19 protein-coding genes are annotated in these 21698 nt (G+C 73.9%); 11 read left to right on the forward strand and 8 right to left on the reverse strand.

What is annotated here, in order from left to right:
* Positions 1-90: 90 nt before the first annotated feature.
* The 6 genes from ACWC9T_RS04905 (at position 91) to ACWC9T_RS04930 (ending at position 6088) form a co-directional block, all read left to right on the forward strand.
* Positions 91-1365: an SAV2148 family HEPN domain-containing protein gene (locus tag ACWC9T_RS04905; protein WP_449819625.1), complete on the forward strand. Its 1275-nt coding sequence runs from the start codon at positions 91-93 to the stop codon at positions 1363-1365.
* Between the two features lie 45 nt (positions 1366-1410).
* Positions 1411-1911, forward strand: a complete 501-nt coding sequence (locus ACWC9T_RS04910; RefSeq protein WP_449819626.1) for a GNAT family N-acetyltransferase — start codon at positions 1411-1413, stop codon at positions 1909-1911.
* A gap of 79 nt (positions 1912-1990) precedes the next feature.
* Positions 1991-2740, forward strand: a complete 750-nt coding sequence (locus tag ACWC9T_RS04915) for an ABC transporter ATP-binding protein (RefSeq protein WP_449819627.1) — start codon at positions 1991-1993, stop codon at positions 2738-2740.
* Positions 2737-4683: an FtsX-like permease family protein gene (locus tag ACWC9T_RS04920; protein WP_449819628.1), complete on the forward strand. Its 1947-nt coding sequence runs from the start codon at positions 2737-2739 to the stop codon at positions 4681-4683. The genes ACWC9T_RS04915 and ACWC9T_RS04920 overlap by 4 nt, the downstream gene beginning before the upstream one ends.
* A gap of 218 nt (positions 4684-4901) precedes the next feature.
* Positions 4902-5630: an exonuclease domain-containing protein gene (locus ACWC9T_RS04925; RefSeq protein ID WP_449819629.1), complete on the forward strand. Its 729-nt coding sequence runs from the start codon at positions 4902-4904 to the stop codon at positions 5628-5630.
* Entirely contained in the window at positions 5627-6088 is a 462-nt protein-coding gene (locus ACWC9T_RS04930) for a GNAT family N-acetyltransferase (RefSeq protein WP_449819630.1), read from the forward strand. Before ACWC9T_RS04925 ends, ACWC9T_RS04930 begins: the two co-directional genes overlap by 4 nt.
* Before the next feature lie 3 nt (positions 6089-6091).
* On the opposite strand, the gene ACWC9T_RS04935 is transcribed toward ACWC9T_RS04930, so the two are convergent.
* The 4 genes from ACWC9T_RS04935 to ACWC9T_RS04950 all read right to left on the reverse strand — a co-directional run bounded on the left by ACWC9T_RS04935 (position 6092) and on the right by ACWC9T_RS04950 (position 11358).
* The gene (locus ACWC9T_RS04935) at positions 6092-6901 is read right to left on the reverse strand and encodes a hypothetical protein (protein WP_449819631.1); all 810 of its coding nucleotides are present in this window, start codon (positions 6899-6901) and stop codon (positions 6092-6094) included.
* Positions 6902-6936: 35 nt separating this feature from the next.
* Positions 6937-7941 (reverse strand): polysaccharide deacetylase family protein, encoded by a 1005-nt coding sequence (locus ACWC9T_RS04940; protein WP_449819632.1) that lies wholly within the window; start codon positions 7939-7941, stop codon positions 6937-6939.
* Positions 7942-8112: 171 nt separating this feature from the next.
* A complete protein-coding gene (locus ACWC9T_RS04945) occupies positions 8113-9003 on the reverse strand; it encodes a phosphotransferase enzyme family protein (protein ID WP_449819649.1) in 891 nt (296 codons plus the stop codon).
* Between the two features lie 120 nt (positions 9004-9123).
* A complete protein-coding gene (locus tag ACWC9T_RS04950) occupies positions 9124-11358 on the reverse strand; it encodes an MMPL family transporter (protein ID WP_449819650.1) in 2235 nt (744 codons plus the stop codon).
* A 558-nt stretch (positions 11359-11916) separates the two neighbouring features.
* On the opposite strand from ACWC9T_RS04950, the gene ACWC9T_RS04955 reads away from it, so the two are divergent.
* From ACWC9T_RS04955 to ACWC9T_RS04965, 3 genes are all read left to right on the forward strand, one after another.
* Complete coding sequence (locus ACWC9T_RS04955; protein WP_449819633.1) at positions 11917-14112, forward strand: MMPL family transporter; 2196 nt, start codon at positions 11917-11919, stop codon at positions 14110-14112.
* Positions 14113-14428: 316 nt separating this feature from the next.
* Positions 14429-14635 carry a cold-shock protein gene (locus ACWC9T_RS04960; RefSeq protein ID WP_207816199.1) on the forward strand — a complete coding sequence of 69 codons (207 nt, stop codon included), beginning with the start codon at positions 14429-14431 and terminating at the stop codon, positions 14633-14635.
* 81 nt (positions 14636-14716) lie between these two features.
* Positions 14717-16528: a DEAD/DEAH box helicase gene (locus tag ACWC9T_RS04965; protein ID WP_449819634.1), complete on the forward strand. Its 1812-nt coding sequence runs from the start codon at positions 14717-14719 to the stop codon at positions 16526-16528.
* 51 nt (positions 16529-16579) lie between these two features.
* Here the strand turns inward: ACWC9T_RS04965 and ACWC9T_RS04970 are convergent, their stop codons facing one another.
* Positions 16580-17434 (reverse strand): helix-turn-helix transcriptional regulator, encoded by an 855-nt coding sequence (locus tag ACWC9T_RS04970; protein WP_449819635.1) that lies wholly within the window; start codon positions 17432-17434, stop codon positions 16580-16582.
* Between the two features lie 95 nt (positions 17435-17529).
* Here ACWC9T_RS04970 and ACWC9T_RS04975 point away from each other — a divergent pair, with 95 nt between their 5' ends.
* Positions 17530-18573: a hypothetical protein gene (locus ACWC9T_RS04975; protein WP_449819636.1), complete on the forward strand. Its 1044-nt coding sequence runs from the start codon at positions 17530-17532 to the stop codon at positions 18571-18573.
* 214 nt (positions 18574-18787) lie between these two features.
* Positions 18788-19090 carry a hypothetical protein gene (locus tag ACWC9T_RS04980; protein WP_449819637.1) on the forward strand — a complete coding sequence of 101 codons (303 nt, stop codon included), beginning with the start codon at positions 18788-18790 and terminating at the stop codon, positions 19088-19090.
* 9 nt (positions 19091-19099) lie between these two features.
* Here the strand turns inward: ACWC9T_RS04980 and ACWC9T_RS04985 are convergent, their stop codons facing one another.
* The 3 genes from ACWC9T_RS04985 to ACWC9T_RS04995 are packed head-to-tail and all read right to left on the reverse strand — an operon-like array spanning position 19100 to position 21522.
* On the reverse strand, positions 19100-19828 hold the full coding sequence (locus ACWC9T_RS04985; protein WP_449819638.1) for a sirohydrochlorin chelatase: 729 nt from the start codon (positions 19826-19828) through the stop codon (positions 19100-19102).
* Positions 19829-19838: 10 nt separating this feature from the next.
* Positions 19839-20732 (reverse strand): ABC transporter permease, encoded by an 894-nt coding sequence (locus tag ACWC9T_RS04990; RefSeq protein WP_449819639.1) that lies wholly within the window; start codon positions 20730-20732, stop codon positions 19839-19841.
* Positions 20719-21522 (reverse strand): ABC transporter ATP-binding protein, encoded by an 804-nt coding sequence (locus ACWC9T_RS04995; RefSeq protein WP_449819640.1) that lies wholly within the window; start codon positions 21520-21522, stop codon positions 20719-20721. The genes ACWC9T_RS04990 and ACWC9T_RS04995 overlap by 14 nt, the downstream gene beginning before the upstream one ends.
* Positions 21523-21698: the final 176 nt, after the last annotated feature.

Here is a 21698-nt window from a genome sequence, read left to right on the forward strand (position 1 = left end):
ATCGTCCGGCCGCCCCGGCGGACTCTCGACAGTCCGTCAACGGTCCCCGCGCCCGCGGGGGTCAGCCGCAGCAACCAGATGAGGTGGCGCATGGTGTTCCCCGCCGGCGGCCGTGGCCCCGGGCCCGACGGCCCCGACCGGGGCGGTGCCCGCAGCGAGGCGCCCACGATGGTCATGCGCCCCACCCTGACCGGCCGCGCCCTGGTGCCCGCGCAGGGCGGCCCGGTCGAGGTCCCCGCGCTCGCCTGGTCGGCCGGCGAGTGGGAGGACGCCTACCAGCGGGTGCGGCTGTCCGGCCGCGCCTACGTCTGGCTCAACCTGGTCGAACAGCGGCTGCGCTCCCTGGTCGACGAGGTGCTGCACCCCATCTACGCCCCCGCCCACGGCGAGGACTGGGTCACCGCCGCCGCCGGACCGGCCGGCGAGGAGTGGGCCCACCGCGCCGGCGCCGTGCGCGAGGTCAGCCGCCGCAAGGGCTACCTGCTCGACCCGGCCGACGACGACCCGCTGGTCTTCCTCACCCTGCCCCAGCTGCGCGAGCTGATGGTCCAGCACTGGCCCTGCTTCGAGCCGTACCTCGCCGACCGGCGCGAGATCGAACTCGCACTGGACGAGCTGGAAGTGGCCCGGCACGTGGTCTCCCGCAACCGGGTGCTCACCCAGACCGTGCTGGCCCAGACCGAGCGCGCCGCGGCCCGGCTGCTCGCCGTCCTGGACGGTGGCGCGGGCGGGGTGCCCGCCGACGTGGTGGAGTCCCTGGTCGCCGGGCGGTACGCGGACGTGGTCGCGGTGCACGCCGACCGGGTCCGGCTGCAGCGAGACCTGCCGGTGGAGGACCTGCTCGACGGCGCCCGGCGGCTCGACGCGCTCGGCATCGGCCTCGGCATGCTCTGCCAGAACTACACCGGCAAGCGCCTGGTGCGCCTCGCCGGCGAGGGTTGCCGGGTCCGGTTGCTCTTCCTCAACCCGGCGAGCAGCGCGGTGCGCCGCCGCGAACGCGAACTCGGGCTCTCCCGCAGCGAGTTGTCCCGCTCGATCGAGATGAACATCATGCACGTGCGCCGGGTCCGGGCCCGGCTGCGCGACCAGGGCGGCTTCGAGATCCGGGTCTTCGACGAGACCCCGCGCTTCACCGCCTACCTGGTCGAGGGCCCCCGCCCGACCGGCCAGGTCGGCGGCCGCCGGCAGAGCCGCGACGTCGGCGTCATCCAGCCCTACCTGCGCCGCTCCCGGGGCATGGAGTCCCCGGCGCTGATCCTGCGCGGCGGCGCCGGCCAGCAGCCGGGCGGCACCGAGCCGGGGCTGCTGGAGGTCTACCGCGAGGAGTTCGAGGGTGTCTGGGCGGACTCCCGGCCCGTATCCTGAGAAAACCGCTAATCGGAGCCTCGCCGCGGTGGAACACTACGCGGCGTGAACAGCCTCCCCGCCTGGACCCTGGAACCCGCCGCCTTCAAGGACCTCGAACCGATCAGCGACCTTAAGGACCAGGTCATGCGCGCCGATCTGGAACGCCTCGGCCGCTGGGACCCGGACCGCTCCCGCCGGCGGGTGCGGGACGCCTTCTCCACCCGGTACACCTCCGTGCTGCTGGTCGAGGGGGCGTTCGCGGGCTCCGTCACGGTCCGCCCCGACGAGCGGGGCGGGCGCCACCTGGAGCTGTTCTACCTGGCCCCGCACCTCCAGGGCCGGGGCCTCGGCACCGCCGTGCTGCGCCACCTCCTCGCCGATGCCGACGCCGCCGGGGAGCCGGTGCGTCTCGTCGTCCTCCAGGGCAGCGCCGCCCAGCGGCTGTACGAGCGGCACGGCTTCACCGTCGTCCACGAGGACCCGATCGACGTCCTCATGCTCCGGGAGCCGGCGGCGAGGACACCGGCCCGGAGGCCGACGTCCTCGCCGGGGCCCGAGGGCTGACGGAGGCTCATCCGATGCAGTAACGATTCGCCCAAGTCAGCTGGCCCGCGTGACTTCGATCGTGGTAGGTGTAGCCCCCGTGAAGATCACGGGGGAGGGCGGGGCCGTACTGCGCCTCGAAGACGTACACCGCACCTACGGAGCCGGGCCGGAGGCCGTACGGGCGCTCAGGGGGGTGGACGTCGCCTTCGACCGCGGCACCTTCACCGCCGTCATGGGGCCCTCCGGCTCCGGCAAGAGCACGCTGCTGCAGTGCGGCGCCGGCCTCGACCGGCCCGACAGCGGCCGGGTCACCCTGGACGGGACCGACCTCGCCGGGCTGAACGAGACCCAGCTAACGGTCCTGCGCCGGCAGCAACTCGGCTTCGTATTCCAGGCGTTCAACCTGGTCGGCTCGCTCACCGCCGAGCAGAACGTCGGCCTGCCGCTGCGCCTGGCCGGGCGTCGCCCCGACCGCGCCGAGGTACACCGCGCGCTCGCCCAGGTCGGCCTCGGCGAGCGCGCCGGCCACCTGCCCTCCCAGCTCTCCGGCGGCCAGCAGCAGCGCGTCGCCATCGCCCGCGCCCTCATCACCCGGCCCCGGATGCTGTTCGCCGACGAGCCGACCGGCGCCCTGGACAGCTCCAGCAGCCGCGACGTGCTCGCCCTGCTGCGCGACCTGGTGGACCGCGAGGGCCAGAGCACCGTCATGGTCACCCACGACCCGGTCGCCGCCTCCTACGCCGACCGCGTGCTCTTCCTCGCCGACGGCCGGATCGTCGACGACATCCCCCACCCCACCGCCCAGCAGGTCGCCGAGCGGATGACCGCCCTGGAGACGGTCGCATGACCTCGCTCGGCACCCTCCTGCCCGTCGCCGCCGCCAGCCTGCGCCGCCGCAAAGCAGCCTTCGCTGGCTCGTACGTCGCCCTCACCCTCGGCGTCACCCTGGTCGCCACCACCGGCAGTCTGCTGAACGAGACCGCCGGGGACGACTCCCCGCTCGGCGCGCCCTCGCTGCACAAGGTGCTCCAGTTCACCTCCGCGATGGCCGCCTTCGTCGCGGTCTTCGTCGTCGCCGGCACCTTCGCCTTCGCCGTCGCCCAGCGCCGCCAGGAGATCGCGATGCTGCGCGCCGTCGGCGCCACGCCCCGGCAGATCGTCTGGCTGATCACCGGCGAGGCCGCCGTCGTCGCCCTCGTCTCGGCCGTCAGCGGCTGCCTGCTGTCGCTGCCCGGCGCACCCGCGCTGGCCGCCTGGCTGGTGGACCGCGGCGCCGCCCCCGAAGGATTCACCGCGCGGCCCGCCGTCGGCCCGATGCTGCTGGCCGCCGCCGTCGGCCTGCTGGTCGCCCTGCTCGGCGCCGTCACGGCCGCGCTGCGGGCCGCACGGGTGCGCGCCGTGGAAGCGCTCGGCGACGCAGCCGTCGACCGCAAGGTCATGACCAAGTCGCGCTGGACCTTCGCACTGCTCGGGCTGCTCGCCCTGGCCGGCAACATCGGCTACTACCTGTCGGCGTCCACCATGCCGCCCGCCCCCGGCGACCAGCCGGACGACCCGCAGCTCGCCTCCCAGTGGGTGCTCGGCGCCGACCTGCTCACCATCACCGCGCTCGCCCTGTTCGCGCCGGTCGTCGTCCCGCCGCTGGTCCGGCTGCTCAGCGCGCCGCTGGCCCGCCTGACCGCCGCCGCCCCGCTGCTGGCCCGGCAGAACGCGCTCACCGCCGTGCGCCGCACCGTCTCCACCGCGACCCCGGCCTTCCTCACCATCGCGCTCACCGGCACCGTGGTCGGCTCCACCGCCGCCTTCGCCGACGCCATGACCGCCCAGGGCAAGGCCACCGCGGCCGCCCGGTACGTGCTGCGCCCCGGCGCCGTGCCGCTGCCCGCCGACGCCGTCCACCGGCTCACCGCCGGCACGCCCGGACTGCACGCCACCGCCACCACCTCCACCGTGGTCATGGGCCTGGGCGCCGACCGGCCCGCCTTCGACGACCACGGCGAGGACTCGGCCGGCAACGTGCCGTCCGCCGCCACCGTCGTCGACGGCGACCTCGCCGCCGCCTGGACCCTGCCGGCCGTCGAGGGCAGCGCCGCCGAGCTGCGTGGCGCCACCCTCGCCGCCTCCACCGACCAGGTCCGCGGCCACGGCTGGAAGCTCGGCGACCAGGTCAACCTGCGGCTGGCCGACGGCACCGTCACCAGCCTGCGGCTCGCCCTGGTCTACCGCACCCAGCTCGGCCTGGACGAGGTCCTGCTCAGCGGCGAGGCCGTCTCCGCCCGCCTGCCCGGCGCCCGCCCCGGGGCCGTCCACCTGAGCGCCGAACCCACCGACCGGCTCGGCGGCGTGCTCACCGACGCCCACGCCCCCGGGCCCGACCCGAACGCCCACTACGCCTGGATCGCGACCACCGCCATCCTCGGCCCGGCCCTGCTCTACGCGCTGATCGCCATCGTCAACACCATGGTGATGAGCGCCGCCGACCGCCGCCGCGACTTCACGGTGCTGCGGCTGGCCGGGACGGTGCGCCGTCAGGTGCTGCAGATGGTCGCGCTGGAGGCCGTCCTGGTCGTCGCCACGGCCGCCGCGCTCGCCCTCGCCGTCACCGCGCTCACCCAGTACGGCACCACGGCGCTGCTCAACCACCGCATCCTGGCCGGGCAGACGAGCGTCGGGCTCAACCTGCCCTGGCTGCCGCTCGGCGCGGGCGCGGCCGTCTGCCTGGCGCTCGCCGTCACGGCCAGCCTGTTGCCCAGCCGGCTCGCCCTGGCCGGGCCGGCGGCGGCGCGCTAGGCCTGGTCGATTGGTAATCCGTCGATAGGACTATCCCGTCGGACCGGTGCGGGGCACCGGCAGGCCAGGGACAGTGCTCATGGTCGGCTCCTTCGCTCAGGCCCGAGGAACAGCCTGGGGCGGACGAGCTCGTGATCGGCTCCCCGGTGGGTCGGGTTGTCGGTGGGGCGGGTGATGATGGGGGCTGTTTCGAGCGGTTGGACGGAAGGACACACCTGATGAGCTGGTGGCAGCAGCCACTGGTCGGCTTCGACCTGGAGACCACGGGCACCGACCCGGCCGTGGACCGCATCGTCACGGCCGCGCTCGTGGACACGGTCGGCGCCGTGCGAGTGGAGGCCGTCAACTGGCTGCTCGATCCCGGGATGCCGATTCCCGCCGAGGCGGAGGCGATCCACGGGATCGGGGACGAGCTGGCCCGCGGCAAGGGGCGGCCGGCCAAGGAGGCGGTGGAGGAGATAGCCGCGGCGCTCTGCGAGCGGATCGCGGCCGGGCGGCCGGTGGTGGCGTTCAACGCGCCGTTCGACCTGTCGCTGCTGGACGCGGAACTGCGCCGGTACGGGCTGGCGGCGCTGGCGGAGCGCCTGGGCGGGCCGGTCGGGCCGGTGCTGGACGCGCTGGTGATCGACCGGGCCGTGGACAAGTACCGCAAGGGCTCGCGCACCCTGCAGCGGGTGTGCGACGTGTACGGGGTGGAACTGACGGACGCGCACGAGGCGGGCAGCGACGCGCTGGCCGCCGTACGGGTGGCCGTCGCGCTGGCCGGGCGCTACCCGGCCGAGGTGGGGGAGGTCGCGCCGGCCGAGCTGCACCGGCGGCAGATCGGCTGGTACCGCGAGTGGGCCGAAGGCCTGCAGGCCTGGCTGCGCCGCGGCAAGGACCCGCTGGCCGTGGTCGACTCGCGCTGGCCGTCCAGGCCGACGGATCTGCCGAACGCGGGCGGATGACCGTACGCCCCGCCCGCCCCGACGACCTGGCGGGCTTCCTCGCCCTGGCCGCCGAGGTCGAGCACTGGTTCGGCCCGATGGTGGCCGAGCCAGGCTTCCACCGGGCGGTGAGCAGGAACATCGACCGGGGCCTGGCCACGGTCGCCGAGGACGGCCGAGGCGTGCTCGGTGGCCTGCTGTTCGGCAACCGGTCCCCGCTGCACCACCTGCACTGGTTGGTGGTCGCCGAACACGCCCGGGGCACCGGCGTCGGCCGCGCCCTCGTCGAGGACGCGCTGCGCCGGCACGTTCGTGCCCCGGCCACCGTCGAGGTGGTGACCTTCGGGCCGGACCACCCCGGCGCGGTGACCAGCGGGGCCCGGGTGTTCTACGAGCAGCTGGGCTTCACCCCGGCCGAGCCCGCCGCCCCCGGGCCCGAGGGAGGCTCCCGCCAGGTCTACCGGCTGCACGTGGCCTGACCGCTACTGCAGGTCCAGCCCCACCGGATGCGCCGTGTCCGCCGGGCAGACGAACACGTGCAGCTCCCCGTGCCGCCCGACGGACAGGTCCGGGGCCTCGCCGCTCTCCACGGTCAGCAGGTGCGTCATCCGCTCGCCGCAGCGGCCGCAGTCGATCGCGACGAGGTCGGTGGAGTGCCAGGAGGCCCAGCCGCCCAGCTTCCAGCCGTCCGCGCGGCCCAGGTCGCGCTCGTACTCGATGCCCTGCCGCTCGGCGAACTCCTCGACGGCGCGGTTGAGTTCCGCGGGCAGCTCGTCCCGGTCGGGCAGGTCGAGGAGCTGCTCGGGCCGCAGCGCGCACAGCTCGGGCAGGTACTCCTTCTCGCTGCGCTGCGGCTGCGGGGGAGTAGCTGGGGCGAGGTCGGCGGCGCGCTGCCAGTGCAGTTCGACGGCGGGGCCGTAGTAGAACCGCTCGCCCTGGATGTCGTCGTGGTCGTTGGGGCACCAGAGCACCTGCAGCCGGTCGGCTCCCTCCGGCCAGGGCAGGTGCGGTGCGTCCTCGCCGCGCAGGTGGGCGAGAAGGATCAGGGCCGTCGGGGCGGCGGATGCCCCGGGGGCCCTGCGGGGGAGCTCGTAGTCATCCTCCGGGTGCCTGGCGGTGCAGTGCGGCCAGGGCTCGCCGGCCGGCCAGAGCGCCGGTCCGCCGATCCGCCCGCCGAGCACGTCGGCATCGGGCGCGGCGTAGGGGTGCAGCAGGGTGGCGGGCCGCAGGTAGCGGGCGAGTCCGGGGACGGCGGCGACGAGTTCGGCGGGGCTGGGAGCGATGTCGGTCACGTCGCCCCACCCTACCCGGGGTAACCCCAACTGCCTTACACGGCAGGGAAGTCGAAGGTGTACCCCTGCGCGATCAGCCACGGCAGCAGTTGCTTGAGCGCGGCCACGGTCTGGCTGCGGTCGCCGCCGCCGTCGTGCATCAGGATCACGCCGCCGGGCTTGAGCTGGCTCTGCACGGTGGAGACGATCGCGGGCACGCCCGGGCGGGACCAGTCGCGCGGGTCGACGGACCAGGCGAGCGAGGACATCCCCAGGCCCGCGGTGATGTGCCTGTTGTCCGCGTTGAAGCCGCCGCCGGGGGCGCGGAACCAGGTGACCTGGGTGCCCGGCCCACCGGCCTGGACGATCATGTCCCGAGCGGCGGTGATCTCGTACACCGCCTTGTCGTGCGGGAGCTTCGCGAACGGCTGCGGGTGGTGGACGCTGTGGTCGCAGAGCCGGTGCCCCTCGGCGAGCACCCGCCTGACCAGGGCCGGGTTGGCGGCGGCGTTCTGGCCGACCTCGCAGAACGTGGCCTTGACGTGGTACTGGGCGAGCAGGTCGAGGATCTGGGGGGTTGCCGGGCCGGGGCCGTCGTCGAAGGTGAGCGCGACGGTACGGCCACCGGAGGCGGTGGAGCCGATCACCGTGCCGGCCCCGGTGTGCGCGGGCGGCGCGGCGGGGGTGGCCGTGACGGGGGTGGCCGTGACGGGGGTGGTCGCGTCGGGCGTGGGGCTCCCGGTGGGCGACTTCGGGCTCTTCGGCTTCGAGGAGACCGGCGGGACCGCCGAGCCGGTGCCGTTGGCGGCGTCCGAGTCCGAGGTGGGCGCGATGGTGGTCGCCGTCGCCCCGGTCGGCTGCTGCGGCGAGGCGACGCCCGCGGACTGGCCGCCGGCCGGCGACGGCGCATTGGCGCTCGGCGACTGCAGGGCCCCGCTGGCGGTGCCGCACGCGGTCAGGCCCAGGAGGGCGGCCGCCGCGACGCAGCCCGCGATCAGCTGGCGGCGGCCACGGGCCGGGCGGGTCGGGTGGGAGGGGCGACGGGCGGCGGTTGCGGGCACGCGGCGGCTCCTGAGGTACGAGATGGGGGGCCGATCCCTCGGTCAGGATGACTGTCCGATAGGACGCCGATCGTACGTGCCCAGGTTGCGCGCCGGACCGATCCGGCTTAAGAGCCTTCTCACACTCGCCCGGCTTGGCGCCCGCCCCTCAGTCGAGGTATCGCCGCACCATCAGAACGGGTACCACCGCACCTCGGCGGCCCCTTCGCGCAGCGAGTCCACCCGGCGCTGGAACTCCGCCCGCGCGGCCGGGTTACTGGCCGCCTGCTGCGCCACCCAGGAGGCGCTGGCGGTCTCCCGGGCCCCGCGCAGCACCGCGAATCCGGGCCAGTCGCGCACGTCCCAGCCGTACGCCTCGGTGAACGCCCGGTACTCCTCGCCCGGCACGCCGTACCGGTCGTGGCTGAGCGCGAGGACCACCAGGTCGTGCTCGCGCAGGTCGTGCGAGACGTTCTCCAGGTCGAGCAGCACCGGCCCGTCCGGGCCGACGTGGACGTTGCGCGGCAGCGCGTCGCCGTGGATCACCCCGGGGTGCAGCCGCGGGGCGAGGTCGGGCAGGGCGGCCTCGAAGGCGGCCCGGCGGTGCCGCAGGAAGGCGACGTCCTCGGGGTCGACGTGGCCCTCGGCGGAGGCCAGCCAGCGCTCGACCGGCTCCAGCAGGTCGCGCCGCCCGACCGGGAAGGGCGGCAGCGGCAGCCGGTGCAGGGCGTGCAGCAGCGGGGCGAGGTCGGCCGGGCGGGCCGGGCGGACGGCGGGGGCGAGCCGGTGCCAGAAGGTGACCGGGTGCCCGTGGGCGAGCTGCGGCTCCGGCGCCACCTCCCGGTACGGGCGGACCACCGGGACGCCCCGGCCGGCCAGCCAGTGCGCGACGGTCAGCTCGCGGTGCGCCCGGTCGTAGAGCTCGGGGCCGCGGCCGACCTTGGCGACCACGGCCGGGTCGCCGAGGTCGAAGACGGCGTTCTCACCGAGCGCGAGCAGCCGGGCACCGCTGGGGCCGGGCAGTCCGGCGGACTCGCAGGCGTGGGCGAGCAGCAGCCGGGCGCGGCCCTCGTCGAAGGGGATCACGGCTGGGCTCCGTTCCGCAGGCGTTCGTCCGGAGGGCCCCGGACGGTGATCATCATGGCGCACGGAGGCCGGGCCCCGCGCGCTGCGGGACCCGGCGTCGGTGGATGCGGAGAGGCCTCAGACCTCGACCCGGCGGTGCCCGGAGCCGTCGGCCGGCGCGGCCGGCTGCTCCTGCAGGGCGCGCCCGGCGCCGACCGGCGGGAAGGACTCGCCGTGCGAGAGGTTCGGCAGCCACTCCAGCCAGCGCGGCAGGTACCAGTTGTGCTCGCCGAGCAGGCTCATCACCGAGGGCAGCAGCACCGCGCGGATCACCGTGGCGTCGATCAGCACCGCGACCGCCAGGCCCACGCCCATCTGCTTCATCGCCTGCATGGACAGGGTGCCGAAGACCGCGAACACCGCCACCATGATCACCGCGGCGCTGGTGACCACCCCGGCCGTGGAGCGGATGCCGTGGGCGATCGCGGCCCGGGTCGGCAGGCCGCGGTCCCGGCCCTCCTTGATCCGGGAGACCACGAAGACGTGGTAGTCCATCGAGAGCCCGAACAGGATCACGAAGAGGAACAGCGGCACCCAGGACTCCACCGCGCCGACCCCGGCGGTGCCCAGCAGCGAGGCGCCCACGCCGTGCTGGAAGACCAGGGTCAGCACCCCGTACGCGGCGCCCACCGAGAGCAGGTTGAGTACGACGGCGGTGACGGCGATCGCGAGCGAGCGGAAGGAGGTGAGCATCAGCAGGAAGGCGAAGGCGACGACGAAGCCGAAGACCAGCGGCATCGAGCCGGTCATCTTGGCGTTGAAGTCGTACGACCCGGCGGTGCGGCCGGTGACCGGGGCCTCGGTGCCGGGCACCTTGAGGACGGTCGCGGGCACCAGGTCCTCGCGCAGGGCCTTCAGCGCGTCGTTGCTGGTGGCGTCGTTGCCGGTGCCGTTGAGCGGGATGTCGACGGTGGCGACGTTCCGGTCGGCGTGCACCGCGACCTCGATCGGCCCGTGCATCCGCCCGCTGGCCATGGCCCTGGCCTTGAGGTCGGCGATCGCGGCGGTCATCGCGGGGGAGGAGATGTCGGCGGCCTTGACCACCACGGTGGCGGGGGCGGGGCTGCCGGGGAAGGCGGCCTCGATCTTCTGCGAGGCGGCGACCAACTCATTGCCCTCGGGCAGCTGCTGCTGGAAGGTCAGGTTGGCGGTGTGCATGGTGAGCAGCGGTGCGGCCAGGCCCAGCAGCACGGCCCCGGCGAGCACGGTGGAGGCCAGCGGGCGGCCCAGCACCGGGGTGAGCACGGCGTTCCAGAACCGCCCGCCGGTGCGGACGGCGTCGGGGCGGCGCAGCTTGGCGAGGAAGGGCAGCCGGCCCTTCTCGACCCGGTCGCCGAGCATGGAGAGCAGCGCGGGCAGCACGGTGAGCGAGCCCAGCACGGCGGTGATCACGACCACGATGGTGGCGTAGGCCATCGCCCGGAAGTCGGCGATCCCGGTGAGGAACATGCCGGCCATGGCGACCACCACGGTGACGCCGGAGACCAGCACGGCCCGGCCGCTGGTGGCGGCGGCCACCGTCAGCGCGGTGGCCGCGTCGCGTCCGGCGGCCCGCTCCTCGCGCTCGCGGCGCAGGTAGAAGAGGCAGTAGTCGACGCCGACGGCGAGGCCGACCAGCAGCATCACCGAGCTGGCGTCGTTGCTGGTGTGCAGCAGGCCGCTGCTGAGCGCGACCAGCCCGCCGGCCGCGACGAAGGCGGTCAGTGCGAGCACCACCGGCAGTACGGCGGCGACCAGCGCGCCGAAGGCGATCAGCAGGATGCCGAGTGCCAGCGGCACGGCGGTCCACTCGGCGCGGGCGAAGTCGTTCTTGAACTGGTCCTGGATCCACTTGCCGGAGCTGGCGTCGCCCAGCTCGACCACGGTGAGGTCCGGGTGCTGCCGCTGCACCCCGGCGACCGCGTCCATGACGGACCGGACGTTGTTGACGGCCTCCTCCTGGTCGCCCTTGAGGGTGAGCAGGACCAGTACGGAGTGGCCGTCCTGGGAGACCGCCTTGGTGTCGTACGGGGAGCGGACCTCGGCGGCCTTGCCGGTGCCGTCGACGGCGGCGACCACCTGGGAGACGACGGCCTTGAAGTCCGGGTCGTCGGCGCTGCGGGTGGCGCTCTGGACCAGGACGGTCTCGCTCGCGGGGCTCTTCAGCCCGGCCTCGTCGAGGATCTTCGCGGCGCGGGAGACCTGGCCGGGCATCGACTCGGACTCGGTCACCTCCTTGCTTCCGTGGACGCCGCCGAGCACGGCGACCAGGACGACGAAGAGCAGCCAGCCGAAGACGGCGGTCTTTCTGTGCCGGGCGCTCCAGGCACCCATCGCGGCAGCCGTGCCGAGTCTGGTCTTCACGGAGGTCCCCCTGGGAGAGCGGCGGTTGGTCGCCGAGGTGAGCGGCGGTGGCCCGATCGCCTCGACCGCCGGGAAAGTGCCCGCCGGGTACCGCTCCGGCGTCACAACCGACAGTAGGGAAGCGGGGGTTGAGCGGTAATCCGGCTGGCGGGTGAGCGCGCCCTGGTGCTCGCCTGGGGGGCGGGGTGGGGTTTTCCCTACTCCGCGACCCTGACGTCTCCTCCTCGGAGGTAGGGGGCGGGCTCCACCCTGAGGGGGAGATGTCTCCACCCGGAGCACGAGGTCAACCGGGGTTCGCCCGGGAGAAACTGGGTCGGGGCCGGTTCGGGGCGGCCCCGAACGGGGGTTGGACTACGGGGGGCTCCTTGCCGCGCGGCAAGCACTTGCTCGTAGGATGACGCCCAGTCCCACTTACCTGCCGACCGGCAAGGGAGCTGCTTCGCGCGCTTCCCGTGTCGGTCCCTGCCGTCGCCCAGCGTCCCGTCCCCCAAGGGCTGCGGTGAACCATGCCCAGGAGGCATCACGAGCATGTTCCACCGACTAGGACAATTCGTCGTACGCCGCGCGTGGTGGGTGATCGCGGCGTGGGTCGTCGCGATGATCGCCATCGCGGGAAGCGCCGCGACGGTCGCTGACCAGACCGACCAGTCGAAGTTCCTTCCCAAGCACTACGAGTCCATCCAGGCCTCGGAGCTCCAGTCGCGGGCCTTCCCGTCCAGCTTCGCGCCGTCCGCCCTGCTGCTCTTCGAGCGCAACGACGGCGGCCAGCTGACCAAGGACGACCAGGCCTCGATGGACAAGGTCGTCAAGGGCCTGACGGACGCGCACATCCCGCTCGTCCAGCAGGTCCTGCCGGTCCTCGACCAGTCGAAGTCCAAGGACGGCAAGTACGCGCTGTCCCAGGTCGCCATCGACCAGACCAAGCAGCAGGATCCCGAGTTCACCGAGGCGGCCAAGAAGCTGCGTGACGAGGGCACCAAGCTGGCCGACGGCACCGGGCTGAAGTTCCGGGTCGGCGGTGACGCGGCGAGCCAGCTGGACCAGAAGGAGTCCTCGGGCTCGACCGACTCCATCGTCCTGTTCGGCGGCCTGGTGCTGGTCATCGTGATCGTCGGCATCATCTTCCGCAGCATCCTGGCCGGTCTCCTGCCGGTGCTGCTGTCGCTGGTGATCGCGATGCCGACCGCCAAGGGCCTGATCAACGACGCGATCAGCACGTTCGGCCTGGAGACCACGCCGATGACCTCGGCGATCCTCATCATCGTGGTGCTCGGCGTCGGCACCGACTACTTCCTCTTCCTGGCGTTCCGCTATCGGGAGCGGCTGCGGGCCGGTGACGACCGCAAGCAGGCCGTGGCCAACGCGGTCGGCCGGGTCGGCGAGGCGATCGCCTCCGCCGCCGGTGCCGTCGCCGTCGCCTTCGCGGTGCTGATCCTCTCCAGCCTCGGCATGTTCACCGCCCTCGGCCCGGCGCTCGCCATCGCCGTCCTCGCCACCGCGCTCGTCATGCTCACCCTGGCTCCGGCCGTGCTCACCGTGATCCCGTCCAAGGCGGTGTTCTGGCCCGGCAAGAAGTGGATGCGCGAGCCCCAGAACGCCCGCTTCGCCGCGCTCGGCCGGATGACCGGCAAAAAGCCCGGTCTGGTCGCCCTGGTCTCCGGCGGTCTGCTGGTCGTCCTGGCCCTGGCAGGCATCAACTACACCGGCACCTACGACCTCGCGGGCAGCTCCATGCCCAAGGACAAGGAGTCGATGGTCGTCCAGGACAAGCTGATGACGGCGTTCTCGGCCGGCGCCGCCGACCCGAGCCACGTCTTCCTGAGCAACACCAAGGGCACCGCGCTGAGCGAGGGCCAGCTGAAGGACTTCGCCAGCCGGATCGGCGGGGTCGACGGTGTGGCGAAGGTGGTGATGCCCACCAAGGAGCGCGGCATCAGCAAGGACGGCGCCACCGCCGACTTCAGTGTGGAGCTGAAGGACGCGCCGGCCACCAACGAGGCGATCGACACCGTGGTGAGGCTGCGCGACGCCGCCCACGGCGCGGCGCCGGCCGACACCCAGGCCTTGGTCGGCGGCATGACGTCCGTCTTCAAGGACATCAACGCCGCGATGACCCACGACTACGAGCTGGTCTTCCCGATCGCGGCCGTGCTCATCATGATCATCCTGGGGCTGCAGCTGCGCAGCATCGTCGCGCCGTGGTACCTGATGGCCTCGGTCGGCCTCGGCTTCGGTGCCACCCTCGGCGCCACCACCCTGCTGTTCCAGAACATCAAGGGTGAGGAGGGGCTGATGTTCATGCTGCCGATCTTCATCTACCTCTTCGTGGTGGCGATCGGCACCGACTACAACATCCTGATCATCGCCCGCCTCCGTGAGGAGGCCCGCGAGGGCCGCAGCCCGCGCGAGGCGGCCCGCGAGGCCGTCAAGCACGGCGGCCCGACCGTCGCGGCTGCCGGCTTCATCCTGGCGGCGTCCTTCGGGACCTTCATGCTCGCGGGCAACGTGCTCTTCATGGAGCTCGGCTTCTCGCTGGCCTTCGGCATCGTGCTGGCGGCCTTCGTGATGGCGATGTTCTTCACCCCGTCCATCACCGCCCTGCTCGGCCACCGCGCCTGGTGGCCCGGCCACGGTGACGGCCACGGCCACGGCCACGGCCACGGCCAGGGCCCGGCCCCGCTGGCGGGCGCTCACGGTGTGCCGGAGCCGGCCGGCCGGCGCTGAACCCGGCGCCCGGCCACGGCCCGAACACGGGCTGAACGACAGGCGGCGCCCCGCTCCGGCGGGGCGCCGCTCCCCGTTTTCCAGGGGCGGCAAACGTGATCTTTCGGGCAGAAAAGCGCCCGGTCAATCGGGGTGTCGCCGTGCTACAGTCGAGGCAGTTGCAGTTTTGGTTCCCATGAACGCTTGTGTGCGCCTGATGGTCCCAACCAACAGGCGCATTTGTTTTGTCCGGTGTTTCAGTCTCCGGATGGGGATCGCGGCTACTCCGGGATTCACGAGGTGTGAATCCCTGATGCCCCAATAGGAGGAGACGGTTATGGCTACCGGCACCGTGAAGTGGTTCAACAGCGAAAAGGGCTTCGGCTTCATCGAGCAGGACGGCGGCGGCCCGGACGTGTTCGCCCACTACTCGAACATCCAGGCCCAGGGCTTCCGTGAGCTCGTCGAGGGTCAGCGCGTCGAGTTCGACGTCACCCAGGGCCAGAAGGGCCCGCAGGGCGAGAACATCCAGGTCATCGGCTGACGTCAGCCACCACGCTGACGCGCGATCCTGTGATCTCGTGAAGCGGGGGCCCGCACCGCTGGACGGTGCGGGCCCTCGTTCATGCCGCCGAACGGCCGGGGCGGCGCACTCCAATCCGACGGCCGACCAGCCCGCACCCCGGGCTGCCGACCGACGGACGGAGACCCCGTGACCACCCCTGCCCGCCCGCCGCGCGACCGCGGCTCCCGCACCGGCGACCAGCACCGCCCGGCCGACCAGGGCCGCCGCACCGACCGCCCGCGCCGCAGCGGGGAGAGCGCAGAGCGCCCCCGCAAGCCGCGCAGCCGCGCAGGCGCCCCCAAGGCCGGCACTCTCAAGGCCGGCGACCCCAAGATTGGCCGCACCACCGTCGCCGAGCCCGCCGACTTCACCGTCGTCGAGGGCACCCCGGCCCGGCCCCCGGCGGCCACCTTCGCCGAGCTCGACCTGCCCAAGGCGATCCTCACCGCGCTCACCCGCGAGGGCGTCACCGAGCCGTTCCCGATCCAGGCCGCCACCCTGCCCGACTCGATCGCCGGCCGCGACGTGCTCGGCCGCGGCCGCACCGGCTCCGGCAAGACCCTGGCCTTCGGCCTGCCGCTGCTCGCCCGCACCGCCGGCCGCCGCGCCGACGCCCGGCACCCGCTGGCGCTCGTCCTGGTGCCCACCCGTGAGCTTGCCCAGCAGGTCACCGAGGCGCTCACCCCCTACGCCAACGCCGTCAACCTGCGGATCACCACCGTCGTCGGCGGCATGGGGATCGGACGGCAGGCCAACGCGGTGCGCCGCGGCACCGAGGTCCTGGTCGCCACCCCCGGCCGACTGGACGACCTGATCGGGCGCGGTGACGTCAACCTCTCCGACGTCGCGATCACCGTCCTCGACGAGGCCGACCAGATGGCCGACATGGGCTTCCTGCCGCAGGTCAGCAAGCTGCTGGAGCAGGTCGCCGAGAACGGGCAGCGGATGCTCTTCTCCGCCACCCTGGACCGCAACGTCGACCGGCTGGTCAAGCGCTTCCTGAACGACCCGGTCACCCACTCGGTCGACCCCTCGGCCGGCGCGGTCACCACCATGGACCACCACGTCCTGCAGCTCGACCCGGCCGACAAGGCCTCCACCACCGCCCACATCGCCTCCCGCGACGGGCGCGTGATCATGTTCGTGCACACCAAGCACGGCGCCGACCGGCTCGCCAAGCAACTGCGCGCCAGCGGCGTCCAGGCCGCCGCCCTGCACGGCGGCAAGTCCCAGCCGCAGCGCAACCGGGTCCTCGACCAGTTCCGCGACGGCGAGGTCAGCGCGCTGATCGCCACCAACGTGGCCGCCCGCGGCATCCACATCGACGGCCTCGACCTGGTCGTCAACGTCGACCCGCCGATCGACCACAAGGACTACCTGCACCGCGGCGGCCGCACCGCCCGGGCCGGCGAGTCCGGCACGGTCGTCACCCTCGTGCTGCCCGAGCAGCGCCGCGAGGTCAACCGGCTGATGACGGTCGCCGGGATCCGCCCCACCGTCACCAAGGTCCGCCCCGGCGACGCCGACCTGGCCCGGATCACCGGCGCCCGCACGCCCAGCGGCGTCCCGGTCCCCCTGGTCGTCCCGGCCGCCGCGGCCGTCGCGGACAAGTCGGCGGAGAAGCCGGCCGACGGCAAGGCCGCGACCCCGCGCCGCCGCCCCGCCAAGCGCTCCGGGCTGCCCACCGACGTCGACATGAACGGCAACCCGCGCCGCCCGCGCCCCAAGCAGCGCCTCGGCGCGGCCGGCCAGGGCGAGCGGCCCCAGGCCGCCGGCTTTATCGGACGCTCCTCGGGTCGGGCCAAGCCCGGCAGCGGCTCCAAGTCCGGCTCCAACTACGGGACGGGGCGCCAGCGGCGCAAGGCCGACTGACGGTTGTCGCCGGGGCCCCTCGCAGTGAGGGGCCCCGGCCTCTTCGCGGCGTCAGGCGGTCACGGCCGCAGCGGCGGGCGCCAGCCGTCGCAGCCGCTCCGCCGTCTCCGGATCGCGCGGCGCCATCACGATCAGCTGCAGCCCCTCGGCGGCCAGCAGCACGTGCTGGTCGATCCGCAGCTCGCCCAACTCCTCGTGGCGCACCACCTTCTCGGCACCCGTACGCTCCGCGACCTGGTGCTCGTCCAGCCAGCGGTCCGCCTCCGGGTGCTCGCTGCGCACCTGCTGGATCATCCGGCCCAGCCGGCGGCCCACCGCCGTCGCCTCCCCGCCGCGCTCGGCGTAGGCGGAGCGCAGCTGCGCCAGGAAACGCCGGGCGTGCTCCTCCCAGTGCTCCACCCGCTGCCGGTGCAGCGCGTTGCCGAACACCACCCAGGCCAGGTTGCGCTCCTCCGGCGGCCGTCCGGACAGCCCGAACAGCGCGTCCGCGCCCGGATTCCAGGCCCGCACGTCCCAGTTGGCGTCCATCACCCAGGCTGGCGACGGCCACTGGGCGTGCATCAGCCGCAGCAGCGCCGCCGGGACCTCGGCGGCCGCGGTCACCTCGCCGTCCAGCGGGTGGCTGCTCGCCAGCCGGAACAGGTACGCCGTCTCCGCCCGGTCCAGCCGCAGTGTCCGGGCCAGGCTCGCCAGCACCTCCGGGGACGGGTGGATGTCCCGCCCCTGCTCCAGCCACGTGTACCAGGTCACCCCCACCCCGGCCAGCAGTGCCAACTCCTCCCGCCGCAGCCCCGGCGTGCGCCGCCGGACCCCCGGCGCCAGCCCCACGTCCTGCGGCGTCAGCCGGGCCCGCCGGGTGCGCAGGAAGCTCGAAAGCTCCGCACGGCGCTCCTCCACCTCGTTCATGTCCCCCGCCCTTCCTGGTGGTCGAACTACCAGTATCCCCACGCACTGCTGCGTCCCCGGCGGTCGAGCGAGGCTTGATCACGACAACGCACCGCATGCGCAAGGGACTCGTGATGAACCGCCAGAACCGTACTGTCCGCCGCGCCCTGGTCGCCCTCGCGGCCGCCACCCTCCTCGGCACCGCCGGTACGCTACCCGCAGCCGCAGCCGCAGCCGCGGCCGCCCACTGCCCGGCGCCGGCCGTGATCGCCGGCCACGCGCCCACCCTGGTGCCCGAGACCGCCGTCTGGGACGCCGCCCACCACCGCTTCCTGGTCGGCTCGCTGCGGCACGGCACCGTCTCCGCCGTCGCCCCCGACGGCAGCGTCCGCACCCTGATCGACGACCCCGACACCCTGATCGAGATCGCCGGCCTGCGGATCGACCCGGTCCACCGCCGCATCCTGGTCACCAACCTCGACAACGGCATCGGCGAGCGCACCGGCCCCGCCACCCTCGGCCGGGTCGCCGGCATCGCCGCCTACGACCTGGACACCGGCCGCCGCCTCTTCTACACCGACCTCGCCGCGGTCGCCGCCGACGGCGGCGGCCACCTCGCCAACGACATCGCCGTCGCCCCCGACGGCACCGCCTACGTCACCGACTCCTTCGCCCCGTACGTCTACCGGGTCGACCCCGACGGCACCGGCTCCGTCCTGCTGCGCGACGACCGCCTCGCCGCCCCCGCCGGCTCCTACGGCCTCAACGGCATCGCCTACCAGGACGGCCGCCTCCTGCTCGGCAAGTGGAACGACGGCACCCTCTGGCAGCTCCCGCTGCGGGACCCGGCCGCCCTGCGCCGGGTCGAGATCGCCGACGGCGGCGCCCTGCTCCACCTCGACGGCATCCTCGCCCGCCCGAACGGCACCCTGGCCGGCGTCACCAACCTCTTCTACGGCGCCGGCCGCGACGCCGAGGTGGAGCTCAGCTCCGACGACCACTGGCGCACCGCCCGCCTCACCGCCGTCCGCCCCGCCGCCGACCCCACCCCCACCGCCGTCACGAACGGCCCGGGCGGCGGCCTCTACCAGCTCTCCGGCGGCCTGACGACGGCCAACGCCGGCCACCCGACGGACACCTTCACCCTGCGGCGGGTGTGACCCGTCCCCAGCTCTACGGCGCGCACGGCCCTGGCCGTGCGCGCCGTCGGCGATTCCGCGCGCCGTCACCTGCTGGTGCGGATGCTGCTGGCCGCGGGAGCGGGGCCGATGTAATGCTGCGGCCGCCGGGAGCCGGCAGGGGAGCGGAGGGGCAGATGGCCGGGGACGGGATCGTGGGCGCCGAGCCTGGCGAGCAGGTGTCGGCGGAGTGGTGATGATCGCCACCTCGCTGCGGCTGCCCAAGCCGGTGATGGACGAGGTGCGGCGCCGGGCGCGGGAGCGGGGGCTGAAGCCGACGGCCGTCATGCGGGAGTGGATCGAGGCTGCTGTCGCCGATCCGGACGAGCCGCTGGTGCCGCTGAGCGTGATCGCCGCCGCGGTGGCCGAGTACCAGCATCGGAAGGTCGAGCCGAAGGAAGACGCGGCCGGGCTCGCACGGCACTTCGCCAGGGCTCGGAGCTGGGAGGCGATCGGTCATGCCGAGCGCCTACACCGGACCGGGAAGGGCGATCGATGAGATTGCGGTTCAGGCGGTGAGCGCCGGAACCGCCTGCGCCGCCCGGCGGGCCTCGTCGTAGCGGGCCAGCAGCAGGGCGGCCAGCTCCGGGGCGGGGCCGAGGGGGTCGGCCACGGTGTCCGCCCCGGTGGAGGCCGCCGCGATGCGGTCCGGCAGCAGGCCCGGGGCGAGCAGGTAGGGGGCGACCGCGGTGTGCGCGGCGCCCACGGCGCGCAGGGCGGCGAGGGCGTCGGGGACGCGGGGGCCGGACGCCGAGGCGTAGGCGGCCTCGACGGCGGCCCAGCCGCGGCTGCGCTGCCACTCGGCGGCGACCGCGCGGGTGGCGGCGTCGGCGGCCGGGTCGGAGGACCCCGCCGCGGCCAGCACCACGCCCGTGCGCGCGCGGACCGCGGCCGAGCGCACGTCCAGCCCGGCCTCGGCGAGGCGGCGGTCCAGGGCGGCCAGCAGCAGCGGCGACGGGCCCAGGACGTCCGCCACGGGCAGGCCCGCGCCGGCGGCCCGCAGGGCGGCGGGGACGTCGTGCTTGGCGTGGAAGGCCCGGTTGAGCAGCAGCGGGACGGCCACCGCGTCGTCGAGCCAGCCGACGACCTGGGGGATGCGCGGGGCGCAGTGGTCCAGGTAGGCGGTGGCGACCTCCAGCCCGGGCCGCTGGGCCCGCACCTGCCGCACCAGGGCGGCCACGGTCGCGGCGTGGCGCGGGTCGCGGCTGCCGTGGGCGATGAGGAGCAGGGCGGACATCAGCGGGGCCTCACTTGGCGGAGGCCAGCAGGCCGCGGTTGCGCAGCACCCGGCGCTCGACCGGGGTGAACACCAGCAGCTCGATGGCGATGCCGACGAACAGGATGAGGATGATGCCGAGCAGCACCCCGGACATGTCGGAGAACTCGCGCTGGTCCTCCAGGAACCGGCCCAGGCCGCGGCCGAGGTCGGGGGAGGAGGCGACCAGCTCGGCGGCCATCAGCGAGCGCCAGGAGAACGCCCAGCCCTGTTTGAGGCCGGCCAGGTAGCCGGGCAGCGCGGCCGGGATCAGCACGTGCCGGGCGCCGGACAGGCCGGTGGCGCCGATGGTGCGCCCGGCCCGCAGGAACAGCGGCGGCACCTGGTCGATGCCGGCCACCAGGCCGTTGGCGATGGACGGGACGGCGCCGAGCAGGATCACCGCGTACATCATCGAGTCGTTGATGCCGAGCCAGATGACCGCGGCCGGCACCCAGGCGACCGAGGGCAGCGACTGCAGGCCCTGCAGCACCGGGCCGATCGCGGTGCGCACCGGCCTGACCCGGGCGACCACCAGGCCGATCGGGGTGCCGATGACGACGGCGAGCAGGAAGCCGGACAGGCCGCGCCAGACGCTGGTCCAGATGATCGAGAACAGCGTGCCCTGGTACCAGAGGTCCTGCGCGGAGTGCCAGACGTCCGCCGGGCTGGGCAGCTTGTAAGAGGAGGAGAGGTGCAGGCTGTACGCGCCCTGCCACAGCGCGAGCACCACCAGCACGCCGATCAGCGGCGGCAGCGCCTTGGTGCGCAGCACCTCGCCGAGCGAACTGCGCTGCGCGGAGACCGAGTCGAGGGCGTCCAGGCCGGCGCCGACGTCGGCGGTGTCGCTGTCGGGGCGGGACGGCGCGGTGTCAGTGCTGGACATGGCGACGGATCTCCCCACGCAGTTCTTCGGTGATCTCGATGGACAGGTCGGCCACGCCCGCGGACTCGATGCGGCGCGGCTGCGGCAGGTCGATCCGCCACTCGCGGGCGACCCGGCCGGGGCGGGAGGAGAGCAGCACGACGCGCTGGGCCAGGCGCACCGCCTCGCGCACGTTGTGGGTGACGAACAGGACGGACAGCTGCCGTTCGGCCCAGATCCGGGTGATCTCGTCGTGCAGCACGTCCCGGGTGATGGCGTCGAGCGCGGCGAACGGCTCGTCCATCAGCAGCACCTTGCTGCCCTGGGCGAGCGCCCGGGCCATCGCCACGCGCTGGCGCATGCCGCCGGACAGCTCGTGCACCCGCTTGCCGTGGGAGCCGGTCAGGCGGACGAGTTCGAGCAGGCGCTCGGCCTCGGCACGGCGCTCGGGGCGGGGCACGCCGGCCAGCTTGAGGGCGAGCTCGATGTTCCTCCCGGCGGTGAGCCAGGGGAACAGCGCGTGCTCCTGGAACATCAGGGCGGGGCGGCCGCCGGGTACCTCGATGGTGCCGCGGCTGGGCTTGTCCAGGCCGGCGACCAGGTTGAGCAGGGTGGACTTGCCGCAGCCGGAGGCGCCGAGCAGGGTGACGAACTCGCCGGGCGCGACGTCGAGGGTGATGTCGTCCAGGACGTGGGTCTGCGCGCCCGGGCGGCCGAAGGACTTGTGCACGTTCGCGATCCGGACGGCGGGCGTGCCGCCGGGGGCGTCGACGACGGGGGTGCTGGCCTCGGTGGTCAGTGCGGGGCTCATGTGCCCTCCTCGCTTCGCTCGGTGGGGGCATTCGCCCACGCGCGCCTCTTGATGATTCGCTCGCTGCCCTCGCTCATGCGTCCTCCTCGCTTCGCTCGGTGGGGGCATTCGCCCACGCGCGCCTCTTGATGATTCGCTCGCTGCCCTCGCTCATGCGTCCTCCTCGCTTCGCTCGG

The organism is Kitasatospora sp. NPDC001159 (assembly GCF_053598235.1).